At 44.8% G+C, this 22,748-nt stretch carries 25 protein-coding genes; 4 read left to right on the top strand and 21 right to left on the bottom strand.

Annotated elements, in window-relative coordinates; translation table 11 throughout:
- Positions 1–221: 221 nt before the first annotated feature.
- The 5 genes from B4J23_RS00900 to ribF form a co-directional block, all read right to left on the bottom strand.
- Positions 222–764 carry an NADPH-dependent FMN reductase gene (locus tag B4J23_RS00900; protein WP_005232867.1) on the bottom strand — a complete coding sequence of 181 codons (543 nt, stop codon included), beginning with the start codon at positions 762–764 and terminating at the stop codon, positions 222–224.
- A gap of 133 nt (positions 765–897) precedes the next feature.
- Positions 898–1,380, bottom strand: coding sequence for an FKBP-type peptidyl-prolyl cis-trans isomerase (locus tag B4J23_RS00895; protein ID WP_291358356.1), 483 nt, complete (start codon positions 1,378–1,380; stop codon positions 898–900).
- Positions 1,373–1,912: a signal peptidase II gene (lspA, locus tag B4J23_RS00890; RefSeq protein WP_214001737.1), complete on the bottom strand. Its 540-nt coding sequence runs from the start codon at positions 1,910–1,912 to the stop codon at positions 1,373–1,375. The genes B4J23_RS00895 and lspA overlap by 8 nt, the downstream gene beginning before the upstream one ends.
- Positions 1,905–4,751: an isoleucine--tRNA ligase gene (ileS, locus tag B4J23_RS00885; RefSeq protein WP_291358352.1), complete on the bottom strand. Its 2,847-nt coding sequence runs from the start codon at positions 4,749–4,751 to the stop codon at positions 1,905–1,907. Before ileS ends, lspA begins: the two co-directional genes overlap by 8 nt.
- 64 nt (positions 4,752–4,815) lie before the next feature.
- Entirely contained in the window at positions 4,816–5,817 is a 1,002-nt protein-coding gene (gene ribF / locus B4J23_RS00880; protein ID WP_291358350.1) for a bifunctional riboflavin kinase/FAD synthetase, read from the bottom strand.
- A 255-nt stretch (positions 5,818–6,072) separates the two neighbouring features.
- Between ribF and B4J23_RS00875 the strand changes: the two genes are divergently transcribed.
- Positions 6,073–6,636 (top strand): 5'-nucleosidase, encoded by a 564-nt coding sequence (locus B4J23_RS00875; protein ID WP_034170281.1) that lies wholly within the window; start codon positions 6,073–6,075, stop codon positions 6,634–6,636.
- Between the two features lie 72 nt (positions 6,637–6,708).
- Here B4J23_RS00875 and B4J23_RS00870 read toward each other — a convergent pair whose 3' ends face one another.
- From B4J23_RS00870 to ubiG, 14 genes are all read right to left on the bottom strand, one after another.
- The gene (locus B4J23_RS00870) at positions 6,709–7,332 is read right to left on the bottom strand and encodes a TetR/AcrR family transcriptional regulator (protein ID WP_005232857.1); all 624 of its coding nucleotides are present in this window, start codon (positions 7,330–7,332) and stop codon (positions 6,709–6,711) included.
- A gap of 350 nt (positions 7,333–7,682) precedes the next feature.
- Complete coding sequence (locus B4J23_RS00865) at positions 7,683–8,489, bottom strand: ABC transporter ATP-binding protein (protein WP_034170280.1); 807 nt, start codon at positions 8,487–8,489, stop codon at positions 7,683–7,685.
- A gap of 25 nt (positions 8,490–8,514) precedes the next feature.
- Entirely contained in the window at positions 8,515–9,330 is an 816-nt protein-coding gene (gene ssuC, locus B4J23_RS00860; protein WP_291358346.1) for an aliphatic sulfonate ABC transporter permease SsuC, read from the bottom strand.
- Positions 9,330–10,505 (bottom strand): FMNH2-dependent alkanesulfonate monooxygenase, encoded by a 1,176-nt coding sequence (gene ssuD, locus B4J23_RS00855; RefSeq protein WP_034170279.1) that lies wholly within the window; start codon positions 10,503–10,505, stop codon positions 9,330–9,332. Before ssuD ends, ssuC begins: the two co-directional genes overlap by 1 nt.
- Positions 10,506–10,541: 36 nt before the next feature.
- On the bottom strand, positions 10,542–11,537 hold the full coding sequence (locus B4J23_RS00850) for an aliphatic sulfonate ABC transporter substrate-binding protein (protein WP_291358344.1): 996 nt from the start codon (positions 11,535–11,537) through the stop codon (positions 10,542–10,544).
- A 24-nt stretch (positions 11,538–11,561) separates the two neighbouring features.
- Positions 11,562–12,518 (bottom strand): sulfonate ABC transporter substrate-binding protein, encoded by a 957-nt coding sequence (locus tag B4J23_RS00845; RefSeq protein WP_034170277.1) that lies wholly within the window; start codon positions 12,516–12,518, stop codon positions 11,562–11,564.
- Between the two features lie 336 nt (positions 12,519–12,854).
- Positions 12,855–14,198 (bottom strand): amino-acid N-acetyltransferase, encoded by a 1,344-nt coding sequence (gene argA / locus B4J23_RS00840; RefSeq protein ID WP_291358341.1) that lies wholly within the window; start codon positions 14,196–14,198, stop codon positions 12,855–12,857.
- Positions 14,199–14,330: 132 nt separating this feature from the next.
- Positions 14,331–14,705: an RcnB family protein gene (locus B4J23_RS00835; RefSeq protein ID WP_291358339.1), complete on the bottom strand. Its 375-nt coding sequence runs from the start codon at positions 14,703–14,705 to the stop codon at positions 14,331–14,333.
- A gap of 222 nt (positions 14,706–14,927) precedes the next feature.
- The gene (locus B4J23_RS00830; protein ID WP_004781371.1) at positions 14,928–15,323 is read right to left on the bottom strand and encodes an RcnB family protein; all 396 of its coding nucleotides are present in this window, start codon (positions 15,321–15,323) and stop codon (positions 14,928–14,930) included.
- A 307-nt stretch (positions 15,324–15,630) separates the two neighbouring features.
- Positions 15,631–15,786 carry a hypothetical protein gene (locus tag B4J23_RS00825; protein ID WP_004781372.1) on the bottom strand — a complete coding sequence of 52 codons (156 nt, stop codon included), beginning with the start codon at positions 15,784–15,786 and terminating at the stop codon, positions 15,631–15,633.
- 183 nt (positions 15,787–15,969) lie between these two features.
- A complete protein-coding gene (locus B4J23_RS00820) occupies positions 15,970–16,389 on the bottom strand; it encodes a hypothetical protein (RefSeq protein WP_004781373.1) in 420 nt (139 codons plus the stop codon).
- A 226-nt stretch (positions 16,390–16,615) separates the two neighbouring features.
- Entirely contained in the window at positions 16,616–17,362 is a 747-nt protein-coding gene (locus tag B4J23_RS00815) for a YciK family oxidoreductase (protein ID WP_291358335.1), read from the bottom strand.
- A 49-nt stretch (positions 17,363–17,411) separates the two neighbouring features.
- Complete coding sequence (locus B4J23_RS00810; protein ID WP_291358333.1) at positions 17,412–18,101, bottom strand: HAD family hydrolase; 690 nt, start codon at positions 18,099–18,101, stop codon at positions 17,412–17,414.
- Positions 18,098–18,826 carry a bifunctional 2-polyprenyl-6-hydroxyphenol methylase/3-demethylubiquinol 3-O-methyltransferase UbiG gene (gene ubiG, locus B4J23_RS00805; protein ID WP_034170270.1) on the bottom strand — a complete coding sequence of 243 codons (729 nt, stop codon included), beginning with the start codon at positions 18,824–18,826 and terminating at the stop codon, positions 18,098–18,100. The genes B4J23_RS00810 and ubiG overlap by 4 nt, the downstream gene beginning before the upstream one ends.
- A gap of 226 nt (positions 18,827–19,052) precedes the next feature.
- On the opposite strand from ubiG, the gene B4J23_RS00800 reads away from it, so the two are divergent.
- Positions 19,053–19,670, top strand: coding sequence for a thiol:disulfide interchange protein DsbA/DsbL (locus tag B4J23_RS00800; RefSeq protein ID WP_005232804.1), 618 nt, complete (start codon positions 19,053–19,055; stop codon positions 19,668–19,670).
- A gap of 98 nt (positions 19,671–19,768) precedes the next feature.
- Here B4J23_RS00800 and B4J23_RS00795 read toward each other — a convergent pair whose 3' ends face one another.
- Entirely contained in the window at positions 19,769–20,398 is a 630-nt protein-coding gene (locus B4J23_RS00795; protein ID WP_034170269.1) for a TetR family transcriptional regulator, read from the bottom strand.
- Positions 20,399–20,592: 194 nt separating this feature from the next.
- On the opposite strand from B4J23_RS00795, the gene rph reads away from it, so the two are divergent.
- Complete coding sequence (gene rph, locus B4J23_RS00790; protein ID WP_004781384.1) at positions 20,593–21,309, top strand: ribonuclease PH; 717 nt, start codon at positions 20,593–20,595, stop codon at positions 21,307–21,309.
- A gap of 150 nt (positions 21,310–21,459) precedes the next feature.
- Positions 21,460–21,582, top strand: a complete 123-nt coding sequence (locus tag B4J23_RS00785; RefSeq protein WP_005232802.1) for a hypothetical protein — start codon at positions 21,460–21,462, stop codon at positions 21,580–21,582.
- Positions 21,583–21,669: 87 nt separating this feature from the next.
- On the opposite strand, the gene nadC is transcribed toward B4J23_RS00785, so the two are convergent.
- Positions 21,670–22,515 (bottom strand): carboxylating nicotinate-nucleotide diphosphorylase, encoded by an 846-nt coding sequence (gene nadC, locus B4J23_RS00780; protein ID WP_005232800.1) that lies wholly within the window; start codon positions 22,513–22,515, stop codon positions 21,670–21,672.
- Positions 22,516–22,748 lie beyond the last annotated feature (233 nt).

The following is a 22,748-nucleotide window of genomic DNA, read 5'->3' as shown; positions in this document are numbered from 1 at the left end:
AAAAGCCCCAACATCCTGTTGAGACTTTTCTGGATTTGCTTCTCAGATCTGACTCCTGTCTGAACTGTCAACGTCCTGTTACTCTGCGCTTTTTATTGTTGTTGTATCGCTTTGCAGACTTCCTGTCTGTCTATGAATCAAACTATAGCCTTGAACTGAAAGTGAGAATAGCCGACAAATTCTGCGCTGCCTGTAGGCTAAAGCGCACATCGCTGTCGTCCTCAGGCACTGACATACTGGATCAGCTTATCCACGACATCTCTAAGTGTTTTATTGTCGAATTCATTTCCTTCAAAGCTGTAGTCTTTATTGCGACTAAAAATGTCCCGCAGCTCTACAATCGCATTGGTATCCACCATGCCAAGCTGAGTGCCGACCTGACGGATCTGATCAATGGAACGTGAGCCGTTGGTGACGCCATAACCGATATAAGCTGCCGGTTTGCCTTGCCATTCCTTGGCTAGATAATCCAGCGCATTCTTTAATGCTGGGCTATAGCCATGGTTATATTCAGGACTGATAAAAATAAATGCATCCGCAAGAGCAATAAAGTCGGCCCATTCCTGCTGTTTCGGTTGATCATAAATACCGGTCAATGGGGGATGAGAACCAGCAAAAAGCGGAAGATCCCATTCTTTTAAGTCGACAAGTTCGGTTTCAAGCGTGCTAAAACCATATTTTTTAATTTCCTGTAGTACCCAATGTGCGACCTTAATTGCTGTACGTCCTTCACGCACACTGCCAACCACAATATAAATTTTCATATCTTTCCCTTTCTTATCGCATGCTCATCAAATTAAATTAATCAGATTTCTGAACAGAGACTAGAGAGGATTTGTATCCAGAAACTAAAAAAGCTCCCGAAGGAGCTCTTTTAAATCATGTGATTAGCCGATATTACATCAGCTTCACGCCTTGCTGGCCAGCTGGAGTAACTTTGAAGATTTCGACTTCAAAGGTGATATTTTTACCTGCAAGCGGATGGTTAAAGTCCACCTCGGTAATGTCATCATTTACGGATCTTACCACGCCATACAAAGTCGATTTGGCCTTATCTTCAAACTCGATCATGTGACCTTCAATCGGGCGTTCGCCGAATTTCACCGTATCAAATTTTTGGACATTTTCAGGATTCCACGGACCAAAAGCATCTTCGGGCGGAAGGCTGACAGTACGACGGTCACCAGCACGCAAGCCTATTAAAGCTTTTTCAAAACCTGGTAATAGGTTGCCATCACCAATGGTCAGGCTTACCGGTTCTTCACGACTACGGGTATTGTCAATTTCTACGCCACTTTCGATCGCGACAGAAAAATGAAGCTCGACTTTAGAGCTGTCTTCAACACGAGTTTCCTCGTTAGGATTAATAAAATCAGTCATGTTGCGCCTGTGCACGTTGAATTCGGTGTTTTTCCAGGAAAAATGTATCAATCAGCAGCAGAATCGTACCTAAAGTAATGGCACTATCCGCAATATTAAAAGCAGGGAAGTGACTGTTCTGATAATAGACATGAATAAAGTCGACCACATAACCTAAAGAAATGCGATCAATCAGGTTACCAATAGCACCACCCAGAATCAGGGCAACTGCTAGAGGCAAGACTTTCATGCTCTTTGGCATACGCATCAGCCAGAACACGAAAACCACAGACACTAAACCTGCAAGAGAGGTAAAGAAATAGCGTTGCCAGCCACCAGCATCGGACAAGAAACTAAAGGCAGCGCCATAGTTATGTAATAGTGTCCAATTTAAAAAGGGCAGGACGGGCACCGGATCTGCATATTCAAGATGTGTTACCGCAATCCATTTGGTCCATTGATCTAGAATGATCGCCAGAATAGCCAGTCCGATCCACCACAAATTGTGAGAATAGAACTGGAACAGACCCTTTTTCTGCTGTGGGTTAGGCATATTTTCTCTCTTCACCTTGGCCGCTCGGGAGGTTAATGATACAACGACCGCATAGTCCTGGATGTGAAGCATGTGTATTCACATCAGGAAGCACATGCCAGCAGCGTACACATTTCTCGCCATCTGCCGCAGATACTTTTACGCGTAGGCCTTCAAGTTCAGCGTCATTGCCTTGAGCAGCATCAAACGGATTCACGATTACCTGAGAAGTGATCAGAACGAAACGCAGCTCATCACCCAGACGGTCTAGAACAGCTTTCAGTTCATCATTGGCCCACAGCTCAACTTTGGCAGACAGGTTTGAACCCACCAGTTTCTCGTTACGGGCATTTTCAATGTGCTTGTTGACCGCAGATTTCACTGCAATCAGGGTTTGCCAGTCTGCTTCAGACAACAGGTTTGCCTGTGCTGAAACTGGAATATCGTACCATTCAGCAGTGAACACATATTTCTCGCTTTGACCTGGAATTAGTGGCCATGCTTCTTGAGCGGTGAAGCTCAGGATTGGTGCCATCCAGCGTACAAAGGCTTGTACCAGATGATATAGCGCAGTCTGCGCAGAATGACGTGCCTGCGAGTCTGCTTTAGTGGTGTACTGACGGTCTTTGATGATGTCTAAGTAGAAACCACCGAGGTCGTTAATACAGAAGTTGGTCAAGGCATTGGTCACGATATGGAAGTTCATATCTTCATATGCTTTCTTGATGGTTTCCTGTACATCATTCGCGCGTTGCAGGATGTATTGATCCAGTGCAATCAGTTGATCTACAGGTAGAGCATCAGTTGCCGGGTTGAAGCCATTCAGGTTTGCCAACAAGAAACGCAGGGTATTACGGATACGACGATAACCATCTGACGCACGGTTAAAGATTTCTTTACCTGCGGTCATTTCATAACGGTAATCTGCTGAAGCAATCCAGAAACGTAAACCGTCTGCCCCCATATCTTTAATGATGTCTTGTGGGGTAATAATGTTACCCAATGATTTTGACATCTTGCGGCCTTTCTCATCCACCACGAAGCCGTGCGTCAGCAAGCCTTTATATGGTGCGCGTTCGTTGATGGCAATCGAGGTTAACAATGAAGACTGGAACCAGCCACGGTGCTGGTCAGAACCTTCAAGATATAAATCAGCCGGATCGGTCAATTCTTCACGGTCACGCAGCACTGCATAGTGGGTTGTACCAGAGTCAAACCATACATCTAAGGTATCGCGAACCGCGTTGTACTGCTCAGCATCATCACCGATGAAGTCTTTGGCTTCACGGTTATACCAGGCATCAATACCTTCCTGTTCGATCAGTTTCGCGACTTCTTCGATCAGTTCAGGTGTACGAGGATGCAGTTCATTGGTGTCTTTATGCACGAAGAATGGAATTGGTACACCCCAGGTACGTTGACGTGAGATACACCAGTCCGGACGGCCTTCGATCATCGCCTGGATACGGTTTTTACCCCAATCCGGTACAAAGCTGATGTCATTTTCAATGGCATTCAACGCACCCTGACGCAGACCTTTTTCATCCATGCTAATGAACCATTGTGGGGTCGCACGGAAGATAATCGGAGTTTTATGACGCCAGCAGTGCGGGTAGCTATGCTTGATAGGCTTATGTGCCCATAGCTTGTTAGCTTCGCCAAGTGCCGCAATAATTTGGGGATTGGCCTTGTAGATGTGCTCGCCTGCAAATAGTGGTGAAGTCGGTAAATACACACCATTACCGCCCACTGGATTATCTACTTTCAGGTTATACAGCAGACCAACTTTATAGTCGTCCACACCATGGCCAGGCGCAGTATGTACAGCACCGGTACCGCTGGTTGCGATGACGTGTTCACCCAGAATCACTGGCACTTGACGCTCAGCAATTAGAGGATGTTGCAGTACCAGATTCTCAAGTTTCGCACCGGTAAAATCAGCAATCACTTCAACCGCATTAAAGCCATAACGCTCAGTTGCAGATTCAACCAGATCTTTAGCCAGAATAAAGTTTTGTGCAGCTTTATCTTCAGCACGTGCTTTAACCAGTTGGTATTCAATTTCAGCATGCAGTGCAACCGCCTGGTTCGCAGGAAGTGTCCAAGGCGTTGTGGTCCAGATCACGATATCAGTTGAGTCTTTAACTTCAACACCTAAACGTGCAGACAGATCCGCCAGATCAACCACGGTGAAACCCACGTCGATTGCATCTGATTTTTTATCTTCATATTCAACTTCAGCTTCAGCCAGTGCTGAACCACAGTCCAAGCACCAGTTCACCGGTTTAAGACCTGGCTGGATATGGCCATTTTTCGCGATTTCACCGAGTGAACGCACGATGTTGGCTTCCTGCTTGAAGTTCATGGTGAGGTAAGGATTGCTCCAGTCGCCAAACACACCCATACGGATGAAGTCTTTTTTCTGTAGCTCAACCTGGCTCAATGCATATTCGCGGCAAGCTTTACGGAAAGTAGGTGCATCCACTTTAACACCGACCTTACCGACTTTGTCTTCAACTTTGAGTTCAATTGGAAGACCGTGACAATCCCAGCCTGGCACATAAGGCGCATCAAAGCCGTCCATGATGCGGCTTTTAATGATGATATCTTTTAGTACCTTGTTGACTGCATGACCTAGGTGAATCTGGCCATTGGCATATGGAGGGCCGTCATGAAGCACGTATTTTTTCTTGCCAATTCGCGATGCACGAATCTGCTGATAAATGTCATCGGCATACCACTCTTCTAACCATTTCGCTTCACGTACTGCCAGATTTGCTTTCATTGCAAAGTCAGTACCTGGGAGGTTCAGCGTGGCTTTATAATCCACTGCATTTTCAGGAGTTTGCTTATCGCTCATGCAAGTTGTCTTCCAATTTAATCAGTCATTAGACTGACACGTTTTACAATAAAAATACGGGACATTAAAAGGGAAATGTGGGGTGTTTTCGACGAAACTCAAGCAGTTTCTCAACATCATCATCAATTCCGGCCTTTAACGCTTCAAGCGAAGGATAATCTTTTTCGCCATGCAGATAATTCAAGAAGGTTACCCGCATTAACAGGCCATACAGATTAGCAGAAACATCAGGAAAATGTACTTCTAATCGCCATTCCGGATGAGTCTGTTTGATCGCAGGGCGGGTACCCACATGACCGGCACCAAACAGGCTGCCCTGATCATAGCCGGCAATACCCGGCTGTTCAGGATTTTCCTGCTGAACCTTGGCGCTGAGTGATCCGGTTTCACAGACGACTTCAACCCCATAAATGCCCTGCAGGCAGGGTTTATGCCGGTTTAACCGGATATTAATGGTCGGGAAATCAATGGTACGGCCAATCTGGTCGCCGTATTGCACCCGGCCGGTAATACTATAAGGACGTCCCAGTAATTTGGCTGCCAGAGCCAGTTCGCCCGCTTGCAGGGTCTGACGGATGCGGGTAGAACTGACCCGTTCACCATCTAACGCAATAGTATGCAGGTTGGTGACCTTAAATCTGTAATCTCGCAGGAATTCACTATTGCCCTGACGGTTTTTACCAAAGTGAAAATCATCCCCCAAGACCAGATGTGCTGCATTCAGTTTATCTTTCAGAATGTCGGCAAAGGCTTCGGCACTCAGGCTTCGGAAATGATGATCAAACTTGGCGACCGCAATATAGTCCACACCTAGTTCACTTAGATATTCTACCTTTTCACGCAAAGAAGAAATACGTGGCGGTGCTTCATAACCTTTAAAAAATTCAAGCGGTTGTGGCTCGAAGATCATCACAACAGTTTTTAGTTGCTCAGCTTCTGCAACAGCTTTTAACTGTTTGATCATGGCCTGATGACCCAGATGCACGCCGTCAAAATTACCAATCGTAACGGCGGTTTTTGGCAATTCAGAATGGGACGCTAAAGCATTGAGACGGAGCAGCTGCATAGGCGAAATCAGGGAATTGAAAAATAGGAAAGGCTATATATTGCCATAATCTCAACGATTCGTCTTGTTGTTGTGTTTTTATGCAAAAAAATTATTGAAAAATCACGAAACACATTAAGAAGAAAGCGTGCCATTCAAGAATCTTCTGTGGTTATTTAAGTGAAAGATCTACAAAATAGAAATCTAAAAACCCGCTTTTCATTGCCCGGATTTTGCTTTCTAATGTCACGGTTTTCTCAGTCTCGGGTAGTTTGCATGTCAGATTCGGCACTCATTATGGCATTGGCCAGTGAATCCAAAGGTTTGTTCGAAGCAGAAGGTGCAGAAGTCCACTATAGTGGCATCGGCAAGGTGAATGCTGCTTTTAAGGCTTTTGAAGTGATTCAGAAAACTGGCTGCAAGACCCTGATTAATCTCGGCACCGCAGGCAGTTCCCATTTCAAAGCGCATGAACTGGTCGAAGTTAAGCGTTTTGTACAACGTGATATGGATGTTTCACCACTAGGATTTGAAGTTGGTATTACCCCGATGGATGATCATTTGCCAGGCGCAATTGATCTGGAACCGTTTTTTGCCCATTTACCGAAAGGAATTTGTGGAACAGGGGACAGCTTTGAAACAGGCTTGCCGAAAGTGGCTTGTCAGCTGGTGGATATGGAAGGCTATGCGCTGGCCAAGGTATGCAGAAAATTGAATGTGCGCCTAATTTCAGTTAAATATATTACTGACGGTGCAGATGATAGTGCTCATTTGGACTGGGAAGATAATCTGCTGCTAGGTGCGCAGAAATTATTGAATTTATATCAAACGTTAAAATAATAATAAAGGGTGAGAGAAGGGGTCGGCGACCATAAAATTTATGGTCGTATGCCAAATGCTTTTTGCGTTGACCTATTTTTCTTGTGTACGCGGAAGTACGCCGTACAGCATCATATGTACAGTATGCTGGATAATCCGTTGTTGCATGCTGCGGTTACGCAAGGTCTTACCTGTTACCATTTCCATCTGAGTCGCGAAATCTGCATAGTTCTGGGTCACGGCCCAGATATTCAGAATCAGCAGTTCAGGATCGATATCTTTAGAAATCTTGCCTTGTTCCTGCCAGTTTGAAATCACTTTGGCTTTACGCTTGACCAGTTTTTTCAATGGACCTTTTAAGATTTCTAAAATGTGCGGCGCACCCTGAATCACTTCCAGAGCAAATAAGCGCGAAGCTTTAGGCTGGGTACGCGATACTTCAATTTTTTGCATCAAATAATTGGTAATCGCTTCTTCAGGCTCAAGATCAGCTTCTAGCATTTGTAAAGGTGCCAGCCATTTTTGTAGAACGGTCGTTAAAACCTCTACATAGAGCGCCTCTTTATTTTCGTAATAATAGAAAATATTCGACTTATGCATTTCTGCAATTTGTGCGATCTCATCCAAACTCGCCCCATTAAAACCGTATAGGGAAAAAACATCGAGTGCAGCATTCAGCAGCTGGTTGCGTTTTTGAGTACTCTTTTTTTGTTCCATCAGCAAATATTAAAAACAATTAAAAAAGGGAATTTTTAATTGTACGTCAAATCATCAGATTTGTGCATCAAGTCAGGCGCTAATTTTATGAATAACGATGATTTATTCTTTAGATTAAAGATACAATTAGTATCGGTTTAAGGCGTAAGAATTAAAAACCAAGTTTTTGAAAAGGTTGATTATTTTTTAAGTACTAATTATTACCTTGAGGCATCATAAAGTTAAAATAAAATTAATGAATGAAGTTGAAATTTTGCCAATTGCTGAATAAATAATCAATAAGATGTAGGTTCTCTAGATTCGAAATAAAGAAATCCAGAATAAACAGCTATTCCGGATTCCCTCGCATTTCAGGTTGCCAAAACCGCATTCAGAACCTGTTGTTCAAGTTCGGCAAATTTCACATTCTTTTGTCGTGGACGTGGCAGATCAACTTTGAACTCTTTGGCAATATGGCCTTTATCTAGCAGGATAATCCGGTCAGCGAGTTGTACGGCCTCACTCACGTCGTGGGTGACCAGAATCGCGGTAAAGCCTTGTTCAGTCCATAATTTTTCAATCAGGTTCTGCATATCCAGACGGGTCAAGGCATCCAGTGCACCAAGTGGTTCATCCAGCAGTAGAATACGCGGCTTATGCGATAAGGCGCGTGCCAGGGCAGTACGCTGACGCTGACCACCAGACAGTTGTGAAGGCCAGAGCCCGGCTTTCTCTTTTAAGCCGACTTTCTCCAGCATTTGTGAAGCATTGTCATGCCGGTCTTTTGGTAGGCCGAGTTGCACATTCTGTTCGATGCTCCGCCATGGCAATAAACGCGGATCCTGAAACATCACACGGATATCATCAGCGGTAATGCCTTCACGGATATGACGCGCAGACTTGAATTTAATTTCGCCATAGCTCTGTTTTTCAAGATCGGCAATCAGACGGAGCAGGGTACTTTTACCACAGCCACTACGTCCAACAATCGCCAGAAATTCACCCGGCTGAATATGCAGGTCCAGATCTTCCAGTACCTTCACTGAGCCATAGAACTTGTGCAGCTGTTCAATAATAATTTCGGCACCCGCAACGGTATTGGGATTGATATCGGTTGCAGCAGGCTCCTGCACTGCAGTCGAATCATTGGCAAGACGCCCTAAGCTGAGATCAGTCATCACATGCTCCTCAATATTTTTTCAATTATTTTTGATAGCCAGCATGCCAGCGCAGCAGGAATCGTTCCAAGGCTACAGCCAGGACATCTGCCAGTTTACCGAGCAGGGCATACAGTAAAATACCTACCAGTACGATATCGGTTTGCAGGAATTCACGCGCGTTCATGGTCATATAACCGATACCGGACTGGGCAGAAATCGTTTCCGCCACAATCAGCAGTACCCAGACCAGACCGAGTGAAAAGCGTAGACCGACCAGAATTGAAGGCATTGCCCCTGGCAGGATGATTTCTTTATAAAGCTGCCAGCGAGTCAGACCATAGCTTTTGCCCATCTCGATCAGCTGTGGATCGACTGAACGAATGCCATGATAGGTATTGATATAGATCGGGAAAAACACACCAATGGCCACCAGAAACAGCTTGGCTGATTCATCAATCCCGAACCAGAGAATCACCAGTGGAATTAAGGCCAAAGCCGGAATATTACGGATCATCTGTAAGGTGGTATCCAGCAGGGTAGAAGCTGTTTTGGATGAGCCATTGAGTAGACCCAAAATCAGCCCTAGACCACCACCCACCAATAACCCACTTAGGGCACGACCAGCACTGACTTTGACATGCGTCCACAGCTCACCACTAAGCAGCAAATTCCAGAACGCGATGACTACCGCACTTGGTGCAGGCAAAATGTGGCTTTCCAGCAAACCGGTACTTGACGCGATTTGCCAGAGTAGAATTAATCCGACAGGAACTAACCAAGGCAGCAAACGCTGCCCAAGCTGTGTTCCACGTGAAACCTTTTTTTCTGCGAGGGTTTCAACTGAAACGACTTTCGACATTAAGCTGGCTCCTGAACACTCTCAGCCTTCTTGTTCTCATCTGGAGTGTAGTTATTTGCCACAATCTCACCGAATGGACCAGTCAGGTTTGGCTGAGCCAGTTTTTGTTGAGTTTCTAATGGAAGCAATGGGAATACCAGTTCCGCAAAACGGATGGATTCTTCCAGATGTGGGTAGCCTGAGAAAATGAAGGTATCGATACCTAGATCAGCATATTCCTGAATACGTGCTGCGACAGTTTCTGGATCACCTACAAGCGCTGTACCTGCACCACCACGTACCAGACCTACACCTGCCCACAGGTTCGGAGACACTTCGAGTTTGCTACGGTCGCCATTGTGCAGCTCAGCCATACGACGTTGGCCGACAGAGTCCATTTGCTTGAATTTCGCTTGTGCAGCAGCAATGGTGGCATCATCCACATACTGGATGAGCTCGTCTGCTGCTCTCCATGCTTCTTCATTGGTTTCACGCACGATCACATGCAGACGGATACCGTAGCTCAGCTTGCGACCTTTCGCTTCAGCTTTGGCACGGACATTTTCAATTTTTTCTTTGACTGCTGCAGGCGGTTCACCCCAAGTCAGGTAAGTGTCGACCTGATCAGTGGCCAGTTCAACGGCTGCATCTGAAGAACCACCGAACCAGAGTGGTGGATATGGTTTTTGGACTGGTGGATAAAGCAGTTTGGCCTCGTCCACACTTAAGCGTTCACCATGGAAAGTGAAGCTTTCGCCTGTATGTGAACGGGTCAGGATTTCACGCCAGATGGTAGTGTATTCAGCCGCAGTCTTGTAGCGTGTTGCATGATTTTCATAAACGCCGTCACCTTTTAGTTCTTGCTCATCACCACCCGTCACCAAGTTCAGCAATACACGACCACCAGACAGACGGTCAAAAGTTGCAGCCATACGTGCAGTCAGGGCAGGCGTAGTAACACCTGGACGCAGCGCGACGAGGAATTTCAGTTTTTTAGTGGCATCAATCAGGCTGGCTGCAGTTAACCATGGATCTTCACATGAACGGCCAGTCGGGATTAATACACCTTCATAACCAAGATTATCGACCGCAACCGCAATCTGCTTCATATAGGCATGATCGACCTGGCGTGCACCTTTGCTGGTACCTAAGTAGCGGCTGTCGCCATGAGTGGGGATAAACCAGAAAATTTTCATGTAATATTCCTTAAATTAAATGATCTTGTTTGCTCATCAATGTGTGGCCGCTGGCGACCAGATCTGTTGCTGGACGCTGATGGTTTTGGGAATCAGTTGAACCTGCTGGAAGAGATCGGCAATATTCTGTTGGGCTTTGATCACTTCCGTCGTTAATGGTTGTACCGGCGAAGGTTTAAGACGACGCTCAAATGCAATCTTCGCTACATCCGGTTTCAGACCGGTACTTTTCTGATAAATATCTAGGGCTACAGCCTGGTTTTTAAGAATCCACTGGTCAGATGCATTTAAAGCCTGGATAAACTTGCCGGGACTATCCGGATGCTTCTGAATAAATTCGGGGTTGCCGATGTAAAAGGAATAGGTTTGCGGAAAATCACTGGATTCAATCAGTACCTTAACCTGGCTGTCGAACTCGGCTGCACCCAGGAAGGGATCCCAGATTGCCCAGGCATCAATGGCTTTTTTATCAAAAGCAGCACGTGCATCCGCAGGAGGAAGCCAGACGGCGTAAATCTCTGACCAGCTTAAGCCGGCTTTTTTCAGGGTTTTGGCCAGAAGTTCATGCGCGCTCGAACCTTTCTGAACCGCAATCCGCTTTCCTTTCAACTGTTGAATGTTTTGAATAGCACTGTCTTTCGGCAAGACCACAGCTAAAGAATTCCCCGCCACTTTTTCAAAAGCCACATAGCTCAGGGCTTTATCTGCCGCCTGTGCAAAAATAGGTGGGGTATTTCCCACATAGCCATAATCCACTGCCCCGACTGCCAGTGCTTCCAGCATTTGTGGGCCTGCCGGAAACTCTTTCCATTCAATTTTGGCATTGGGAAATTGTTGTTCTAATAGCTTTTCATCGCGTGCCACTAGCAGATTTAAGGCTGATTTTTGAAAGCCAATTGCAATGCTTTGTACCTGTTGTGCTGCTTTGGTGTCTGCAGCAGTCGTTTGTTGTGGTTCCTGTTTCTGGCAGCCAGTCAGACTAAAGCTCAATAGCGCTAAGCTGATATAAGAAACTGTTTTTATATGACTCATCTTTATTCTCGAATTATTCTGCTGTTATTTAATAATTGCTGCATCAATATTCAGCTTTTGTGGAATCAGTTGCTGGCCATAGAAGGCATCAGCCACTTGTTGTTGTTTTTGTGCCACTTCGGGAGTGAGTGGTTTTACCCCAAAGCCCATGCGTGAAATAGACGTTTTCAATACATCAAATGCCAGACCTGTTGGTTTTTCCAGAAGTTTGGCTGCTTCATCCTGATGAGCAGAGACCCACTCAGTGGTCAGATTGAGTTCATTCACGACAGCTTCAATAATTTGTGGGTTGGCTTCAGCAAACTTGCGATCTGCCAGATAGAACTGATGGTTACTGACGATGTTCTCCCCCGTGGCGATGACACGCGCACCAATCTGATTTTCTGCTGCAGCGAAGAATGGGTCCCAGATCACCCAGGCATCGACAGCACCGCGTTCAAAAGCGGCACGGGCATCAGAAGGTGGCAGGTAAACTACTTCGATATCGCTGAGTTTCAGATTATTGGCTTCAAGGACTTTAAGTAGTAAGTAATGAACATTTGAGCCTTTATTTAAGGCAACACGTTTGCCTTTCAGATCCTGTACAGATTGAATTTTCGAGTCTTTTTGTACGATTAGCGCTTCAGCTTTCGGTGCTTCAGGCTGATTGGCCACATAGACCAGATTTGAATTCGCTGCTTGAGCAAAAATCGGTGGCGCTTCACCAGCTTCACCAAAAGATACGCTGCCGACATTCAAGCCTTCAAGCAACTGAGGACCAGCCGGGAATTCAACCCATTTCACATTCACGCCTTTTTCTTTTAATGACGTTTCTAAGGTGCCACGTTCTTTTAAGATCGGCAGTACGCCATATTTCTGGAAACCAATATTCAGGGTCACGGCTTCTTGTTTCTTGTCACAGCCAGAAAGCATCATCACGCCAGCCACCGCAGCACTGAGAACCGCAGTTTTTGTGAATAATTGAATGTGTGATTGGCGCATGAATCAGAACTCCTGAAAATTTAGAAATGTGAAATGAAGAACTTAGGCATACGCTAAAGCTTTTTACTTTTCTAAAAAAATAACTATTCAGGAATTTCTAATGAATAAAAAAGATAAATAAAAAAGTGCAAAACTTATGCAGGAAAGTGATTTACATATTAATTTAGGAAGAAAGAGTAATTAATATAAGATAATGAAATATAAAATTATTTATTCTAAATAAAGTGGCCAGATATGCTTATTAGAAAATCAGCAATAAGATTTTTATACTGAATGCAGGTTTTATGAATATCGTTATCTAAAATAAAAATATGAGAGCGCATAAAAAAAGTCACTTTAAAGTGACTTTTTACAGACAATTGAATTGCGCTGATAATTATAAAAAGCCTGTCGGGCATCAGGCAAATCATCTACTGATGCCGGTTCAAAGCCCTGTTCCAGAAACCAGTGTGCAGTACGGGTGGTTAGAATAAACAGTTGCTGAATACCCAGACTTTTGGCCTTATCTTCCAGATAATGCAGAATCTGGCTACCGCGGTTAGATTGACGGTAACTTGGATCTACTGCAACGCAGGCGATTTCTGCAGAACGCAGTTCATTGCCCGTAGTTGGAATCGGATACAGGGCAGCACAGGCCAGAATCATGCCATCACGCTCAATTACGGCGAACTGGTCAATTTCATTTTCCAGACGCTCCCGCGAACGGTAAACCAGAATACCTTCTTCTTCCAAGGGGCGGAGCAAACGGATCAAGCCACCGACATCTTGAATGTCGGCCATACGCACTTCTTCATAATGCGCATCGGTGATCATGGTGCCAGAACCATCCCGGGTGAACAGTTCTTCCAGCAAGGCGCCGTCATAGGTATACGAAATTAGGTGAACGCGATTGACGCCATTTCGGGACGCTTCCTGAGCGGCCTTGAGCTGGAGCCGAATTTCAATATCCTGTTCATCAGAAAGAATATAGTCATCCAGTTGATGTGGGGTTACTTCACGTTTTAACTGGCCCTTACTATCGAGCAGACCATGCTGTCGACCCAAGATAATCAGTTTATCGGCTTTAAGACGAGTCGCAGTTTTGGTTGCGACTTCCTCAGCTAGAAGGTTAAAAACTTCACCTGTGGTTGAATAGCCGGTCGGACCGAGAATCACAATATTATGATTGTCCAGATGACGTTGAATCGCATCGGTATCAATGGCCCGAACTTCACCAGTTAACTGAAAATCGACCCCGTCACGGATGCCATAAGGTTTGGCTGTCACAAAATTTCCTGAAACGGCATCAATGCGCGCACCATACATAGGTGAGTTGGCCAGTCCCATCGACAGTAAGGCCTCAATCTGTAAACGGATCGATCCTACTGCATTCAGTACACAACTTAAGGATTCACGAGTCGTCACCCGACGCTGCTGGTGGAAAGGGGTCTCGAAGCCACTCGCAGCCAGATTCTGGTTAATCTGTGGACGCGCGCCGTGCACCAGAATCAAACGGATTCCTAAAGAATTGAGCAGGGCAATATCATGAATGATGTGCTGAAAGTTATCATGCGATACCGCTTCACCATCAAACATGATCACAAAGGTTTTATTGCGATGAGCATTGATATAAGGCGCAGAATGGCGAAACCAGTGCACGTATTGCAAGGTGTTGCTCGGTGAGGTTTCTGCTGCAGTCATAGCTGTGCCTATTTCAACATTTAAAGATCTAGCTTTGATTCTAATGAAAAAATACTGAAGTGGAAGTACAGATATAAAAAAACACCTGAAGCGAGCTTCAGGTGTCTGCTAGAAGAGCAGAAAAGGGAATGATTAGTTGATGATTCGAACAATCTTGTCGTTACGATCGTTGACTAGTACATAGTCACCATTGATTTTGTACCATTGCTGGTTTTTACCTGCTTTCGGCAAACGGCGTGTTTCATAGCCACTGACTTCAAAGCGACGGTTGTCATACTGGTTTGGCAGTTTTTGACCTACGCGCCAGTCACGGCTTGGGTTAACCCCACGGTTGTTATAACGACGGTCATCGCGGCGATCATCCCATTTTTTCGCATCTTTATGATCCCAGTGTGGTAATGGTTTATGCGGTGCATAACGTGGATCATGATGCTGCGGTGCTGCCATTGCAGAAGTAGCAACCAGCGCACTAAGAGATAAGGCAATTGTAGTTAAAACTTTTTTCATGGCTCTCACCTAAAAATCTGTACATGTTTTTGATGAGATTAAATTAGCGAATAAGTGGATAGAAAGCGTGAGGCCAGTTTAGGGGAATTGTTAAGTGCATGAAGGAATTTAGGAGATTAGCCACGATTAAAAGGAAAGCTCTAAAATAAGAAAAAGCCTAAAAAGGCTCCTCCGAAAAATCAAAAAGCCCAAACGAGGTTGGGCTTTGCATCAGGTTCTGAATCAGTCTCCGATGATCCGGACAATACTGTTATTTTCAGAGTTCACCAGAATGTAGTCATTGTTGACCTTGTACCATTGCTGCTTACGGTCTGGTTTAGGCAGTTTATGATCCTTATATTCGACCTTGTAGCCATTACTGCGATAATGCTGCGGCATGACATAGCCAGGCTGCCAGCGTAACTGTTGCAGACGTTTAACACCACGTTCTTCACGCATACGACGTTTATCATACTGGTCTTGGTGATCGTCATGGAACTCACGCGCTTTCTTGGCCTGATGATGACCCGGACCCCGTTCCATACGCTGTTCATCATTGAAATGAGGGGCAGCGTTTGCAACATTTGCCAGCATGAATGCACTGCAGGACATCGCCAATGCTACCAGAACCTTTTTCATGTTGAACCCTCATTCAATTGTTCATTTTCTACAGTAACTAATGTATGGAAAAATTGCAGAGAAACTGTGAAGAACTGGCTGAAGTTTTATATCAATTACAGAGAAATTATGATTATGCCATGCTTTTACATAAGCTTAGGATGCACTTCAGTCAGTTGACCAGTTATGCCCAGCCCCATTGGCATTTCAGCAAAACCGGGATCAAGATGCAAGCGCAATGTCTTGAATTGTGTATCAAAACCGTCTCAAATTAGTGGAAAAAATATTCTTTTTAAACACCGGATCTTGATTTGGTCATTGCAATTTTTCAATTCCACTGTTCCGTTAAACCCTGTAAGGACTGAATGGCTTCAGCCACAGACTCTGCCTCGACTGCATCTTCTAAAGCCAAAATCAGGGCAGTTGATAACTGCAAGTTTTCAATACGACGAATAGTTTCAGTTTTACGTTTTTGGTCTGCCATTTAATTTTCCTTCGCTTTGATTTAACTTGAAAAGCATTATAAAAATTTTATATTAATTTGGAAAACCGAATAATTTTATATTATTGATTTGTTAAAACGATTTATGTCTGTTTTTTAAAGAATTTAAGGATAAAAAAAGAGCATCATCTGTAAATGTGCTCTTTCGGGATCTAATGAACGATCTTAATAGGCATAGTTCAGATCAGTATAGTCACTTAGGGATTTCTGTACATGTGCCTGAATAAAAGTACGCACATCTTCTGCTGTCATTGCTTTGCCCTGATTGCTGATCACATGTTCAATTTCAGGCTGACCTTCGATCTTGATGCGATAGACAAAGTGTTTCGCTACCTGATAACGATCGTCCAGCTTTTCGATACCCGTCACATAATGATAGGAATGTTCAAAATTCAGATCGGTATGGGAAAAGACAAATTGGTCAAACAGTTTTAGTTTTTGACCATTTTCGAGTGCCTGAATGTCGTCGACAATGCTGGCATCAAACTTCATGCCGTATTTTTCAGAGATCGGCTGCTGATCGACCAGCAGAGAGACCATGCCATCTTCCAAAGTCGTCACGGTGATGTTGTTTAAGTCAGTCATGTTGCACTCAAATAAAAATCTGTTGGCGCTAGTATAGGGGAATTTGCAACGAACTGAATAAAGACAGTATTGTAGAAATAAGAAAGGTCTGGCTGATTCAGTCTGAAATCTGGATGAATTGGGCAGAAGAATAAGCCAGCTTTCAAATGGGTCTTATCTTTATAGAGTTTAAAAAAAACAAAAAGCCAATGCGGACATTAGCTTTTAAATAGGTGTCAATTAAAGATTAGTCCTGCGCATCAATACTTTGACCGTTCATATGCAAGCTATCTTCACCCATCAGGTACAGATAGGCTGGCATAATGGAATCCGGTGTCGGTAAGGTTTTCGGATCTTCATTCGGATAAGCCTTGGCACGCATTGCGGTACGTGTAGCACCCGGATTGATACAGTTAAAGCGGATATTCGAATTGACCCGTTCTTTGGCAAATAACTGGCTCACTGCTTCAATGGCAATTTTTGAAACTGAATAAGCGCCCCAGCATTCCCGAGCTTCACGCCCTACACCGGAACTGGCAAAGACCACAGAAGCGTGTTTGGATTTTTCCAGCAGGGGTAACAGGGCTTGGGTAATCACAAAAGGCGCACGAAGGTTAACCGCCATGACATCATCCCAGACATTAACCGGATAATCTGCCAGTGGTACTCGCTCGCCTAAAATACCGGCATTATGCAAAATCCCGTCTAAACGGCCAAACTGGCGATCGAGCGTGTCGAGCAATAATTCATAATCACGTTCAGAGGCACTAGATAACTGTAATGGGAGAATGGCAGGTTGCGGCGCACCCAAGCTTTCAATCTCATCATAGATAACTTCAAGCTTGTTTAAGGTACGCCCGTGCAGAACTACAGTTGCTCCATGCAGAGCATAGCTGATTGCTGCTGCACGACCAATGCCATCGCCCGCACCCGTGATCAGGATGATACGATCTTTTAACAGATCGGGGCGAGGTTGATATTCTGAATGCTTCATTATCTACCTCCTCATTATTATTGTTAAGTGTCTTCAGTAGTTTCAGGAATCAAGACAGGACACTTGGCTCGTTCAAGACCAGTTTTTGAATGTGCTGATGTAACTCATTCACTGTATTCACTATATAGTCGGCTTGCCAAGCTGTTAAGTCATCTTTGTATTGCAGTGGTAAATAACCGTATGCTGCCAGTATGGTATACATCTTGGCATTGCGGCCTGCATCAATATCACGTGGATGGTCCCCGACATAGATGCAGTCCTCTGCAGCCAGCTGTAACTGCTGAGCAGCCAGATACATCGGCTCCGGATCTGGCTTGGTTCGAGTCACATCTTCCGGACAGACCAGTACGGCACAGCGCTCGGTCAAGTTTAAAGCTTTGAGTAAAGCTTCGCTCAACCAGCGCGGTTTATTGGTCACGATTCCCCAAGGGATATCATTTTCCTCTAATTCTTCAAGTAAAGGATACATTCCGCTGAACAGATCTGTATCTACTGCAATATCTGCACCATACATATCCAGAAAACGCTGGCGATGGTCCAAGAAAACCGGGTCTTCCAGTTGCAGTTCTGGATAGACCAGCTTGACCATGGCTCGAGCGCCTTCTGAAACCTGGGTGCGGATCAGATCAGCTTCCACCACGTCACGGCCAGCTTCGCGGCACATATGCTGGATAATCCGGATAAAGTCAGCCGCGGTATCAATTAAAGTACCATCGAGGTCGAATAGAACAGCCTTCATTGGGTGGCCTCTTGCGCGCTTTCTTTAACGGTATACACCATATAGTTTACATCGACATTCGGTGCCAGCCAGTAACGCTTGGTCAGCGGGTTATAATGCAGACCAGTCATATCTTTCAGTTTTAAACCGGCATTGCGGATGTCATGTGCCAGTTCAGACGGCTTGATGAATTTACTGTAATCATGTGTACCTTTGGCCAGCATACGCAGGATATATTCTGCACCGATGATCGCAAACAGATAAGATTTTGGATTACGGTTAATGGTCGAGAAGAAGACATGGCCACCCGGTTTGGCCAGTTTATAACAGGCCTGAATAATAGAGGCTGGATCAGGTACATGTTCCAGCATTTCCATACAGGTCACGACATCGTATTGACCGGCTTGTTCTTCTGCGAGTTGCTCTACTGGAATCTGACGGTATTCAATATTGCTGACACCTTCCTGCTCGGCATGGATGCGTGCCACATTCAGTGGCGCTTCGCCCATATCAATGCCCAGCACCTGAGCACCACGGCGCGCCATGCTTTCTGACAGGATTCCACCGCCACAGCCTACATCCAGCACTTTCTTGCCGCTCAAGCCACCAGCATGTTCATCAATCCAGTTGAGACGCAGGGGATTAATCATATGCAATGGGCGGAACTCGGAATGCTGATCCCACCATATAGCTGCAAATGCTTCAAACTTGGCAATTTCTTGTGGATCAACATTCAATTGCGACATCGGTGTCACCTCAATCAGTCGTGATTATTTAAAATTTAAGTTCGCCCAGAGGCGGTATAAACAGATTTAACTTCTTGTAAATCAGTACACTTGTTTAGTGTAGCGATTCTGAAAAAAAAAGCGATAAAAGCTGTAAAAAAGTTCACAGAATAAAAACGAAACCGGCATAATTACTTTATAGTGAAGCCATAAATTAGACATAATGATTTAGAGGACGATAATCCCAATGAAAAAATTTATTTTAGGCACTGTAGCCGCATCTGTTTTGGCATTTTCTGGCAGTGCAATGGCCGCCAACTTTGTAGCAGGTCAAGACTATCAAGTCCTGGCGAATCCAGTAAAAGTTGAAAAGCCGGGGAAAATTGAAGTCCGTGAATTCTTCTGGTATGGCTGTGGTCACTGCTATTCTCTTGAACCACACATGCAAAGCTGGTTAAAAAAATTGCCTAAAGATGTACGTTTTGTACGTACCCCAGCCGCGATGAATCCGCTATGGGAACAGGCAGCTCGTGCGTATTATGTGTCTGAAGCTCTAGGTGTTCGTCAAAAAGCACATTTGCAGCTATTCCATGATATTCATGCGAAGAAACAGCCAATTCTGGAACAGGCTCAATTAGCCAAGTTCTATACCCGTTATGGTATTTCTGAAGCGAAATTTAATACCACTTATAAATCATTCCCGATTTCTTCAAAAATCGCACAGGCCAAAAATCTGGCTGCGACTTATCAGTTAAGCGGTGTACCAGCGGTAACTGTGAACGGTAAGTATGTAGTTCAGGGCGATGGTGCCAAAGTAGTTCAAGTGGTAAATTATCTGGTTGAGAAAGAGCGTAAAGCTAAATAACACCAGATCTGCATGAATCTAAAAACCTGCATCTATATGTGGGTTTTTTATATCAGGATAAAATTGAACTGCGAAATAGATTTCACTCAGATGAGATCTCAGGCTTGAGATAAAATTCCACGAAATAACAGTTCTAACTGCTTTAGGCTTTGGGCTTTGAAGTCATTTATCCGAGTTTGTCGCAGTTCAGGATCAGGCTGTGCCTGAAGCTGAATCCAGCCCATAGCCCAGTTTAATGCGAGAGGAACCAGAATCTGTGCCAGTGCAGTTAACTCGGCTGGAGAAGGAGATTGCTGGGTGGCTGGAATCTGTTCCAAGGTATGCCGCAAGTCTTGGGTCAGATAATGAATTTCCCGCTCAATCCCTTGTCTGAGAATATTGGAACCGCCCCAACGTTCGGCACTGACAAATGTCCAGGCTTCGGGATGAGCATCAACTGCCTGAAAAAACAGTTCGATCTTAGATGAAAGCTCATCCAGAGAAAAATCTGCAGATCCCAACTGATTCAGCACACCTTTGAGATGAATTGACACCTGATCCAGAAGTTCCAGTCCCAACTGATCCATATTCTGAAAGTGTCGATAAAATGCGGCAGGCACCAGTCCGACTTCATGAGTGATTTCGCGCAGGCTGATGCTGCTAAATGCATGGCCACGGCTGCTCAATGCCAGGGTAGCATCGAGGAGGGCCTGGCGGCTTTGGTGCTTGCGTTCTTCACGTAAAGACATAGGGATTTTCCTTCCGTAGATCTGCAGTTTAGCAAAAAACACCTGTCCATCGCAGTAGAGCAGATGGACTGAAAAATCTATACAAGCGAGGCATGCCCAGTGATTTTGTAAATGATCTGTCGTCTGTTCCAATCTTGGCGGAGGCTTCTGTTATACTGAGCCGCAATTATTTTTAGTCAACAGCAGGACCTATTATGCGTATCGACCAACGAGCATTAGATCAATTACGTGAAGTGAAAATTACCCGTAACTATACACGTTATGCGGAAGGTTCCGTATTGGTTGAATTTGGTCATACCAAAGTGCTGTGTACTGCCAGTGTGGACAGCTCTGTACCACGTTTCCTGAAAGGTCAGGGCCAAGGCTGGGTAACAGCAGAATACGGCATGCTGCCACGTTCAACACATACCCGTAGTGATCGTGAAGCTGCTCGTGGCAAACAAAGTGGCCGTACTCAGGAAATCCAGCGTTTAATCGGTCGTAGCCTACGTTCAATGGTCGATCTGAAAAAACTCGGTGAAAATACCATTACCATTGACTGTGACGTGATCCAGGCAGATGGTGGTACCCGTACTGCATCAATTACGGGTGCAGCCGTAGCATTGATTGATGCCATGAATGTATTGCTTGAGAAAAAGAAAATCAAACAGGACCCACTTAAAGGCTTGGTAGCAGCAATTTCTGTAGGTATTTTTAAAGATGAAGTCCTGCTGGATCTTTGCTATGAAGAAGATTCAAACTGTCAAACTGACTTGAATGTCGTGATGACCCAAGCAGGTGAATTTATTGAAATCCAAGGTACTGCTGAAGATAAGCCATTTACTCGTGAGCAATGCAATGACATGCTAGCCATGGCTGAAAAAGGGATTCAGGAACTGATCAAGAAACAGCAAGAAGCTTTGGGCTGGTAATATTTTCAGAGTTTACAAAACGCATCTTCGGATGCGTTTTTTTATTATAGCTACACATTGCCTGACAAAAAATGAACAGGATCTGTCTACTGTGTGACCCCTGTTTTAAGTGATGATCTTTCAACCAAATTTCATTCAGAGGGTTATAACATGAAAATATGGTTGATGGCATTTTCAGTATTTGCTGTACTGGGTTTAACTGCCTGTGACTCGAATTCTCGTGATGAAAACCGCGATGGTGCAAATATGGAACGAGGAAGTGATACCAATTAACAGAGTAGAGGCCATTCAACCTCTATGATTTATATCCTTGAGAATAAGAAAAAGGGTGCTATGGCACCCTTTTTAAATAATAAGACTTTAACCATTAAAACGCATCGATAGGTCAATAGCCTTCACATCTTTAGTCAATACGCCCATCGAAATATAATCTACGCCTGTACTCGCCACTTCACGTAAGTTATCAATGGTGATATTGCCTGAAGCTTCCAGCTTGCAACGGCCAGCCACATGTTTGACCGCATCAATCATTTGCTGCTGACTGAAATTATCCAGCATCACGATATCAGCCTCGGCTTCTAGGGCCTGATTCAGTTCATCCCAGGTTTCAACTTCCACTTCCACCGGTTTACCCGGTGCAATCTGGTGTGCCTTGGCAATCGCCTGGCGAATGCCACCAGCCGCCATAATATGATTTTCCTTAATCAAGAAAGCATCGAATAGGCCCAGACGGTGATTCTGACCACCACCGATAGCGACTGCATATTTTTGGGCAATACGTAAGCCTGGCAGCGTTTTACGGGTATCTAAGAGCTTGGTATTCAAACCTTCCAGCTCTTTGACATAGTTTGCCGTCTTGGTCGCAACTGCAGACAGCGTCTGTACAAAGTTCAGAGCAGGGCGTTCTACAGTCAGCAAGCTACGTGCAGAACCGGCCAGTTTTAGAAAAGCTTCATTGGCAGCGACATGATCGCCGTCATTTTTTAGCCAGATCACTTCTACACTCGGATCATAGGCCTGAATCAAGGCATCGACCCAAGGCTGACCAGCAAGAACCATTGTTTCACGGCTAATAATCGTGGCAGTCGCCTGTTCATCTTCAGGAGTCAGCAGGGCAGTAATGTCACCATCGCCAATATCTTCGGAGAGTGCCTGTTGAATATTGATCTGAATCGACTGTTCTAGCAAAGCCTGAGATATGCTCATGAGTATTTCCGTATCTTTTTTAGCCGTGAAAAATTGTGCGTTATCTTAACACCGTTACATTAAAATGAGCGATTTTTCATACAGCCTGCCGGGATGAATTGAGATTTGCCTATGAAAGTTTTAGCATTAAGCCGGCTGCAATCCTGATATTGCAGATTTTATTTTTGTACAGGACAGTTTTATGCAACAGGCAGCTGAGTTTCAAATCCGGGACGGGCAATTGCTTGGGGCAC

The sequence above is a fragment of the Acinetobacter sp. UBA3025 genome (assembly GCF_002367915.1).
Lineage (GTDB): Bacteria > Pseudomonadota > Gammaproteobacteria > Pseudomonadales > Moraxellaceae > Acinetobacter.
This window is presented reverse-complemented; position numbering and strand designations above follow the sequence as displayed.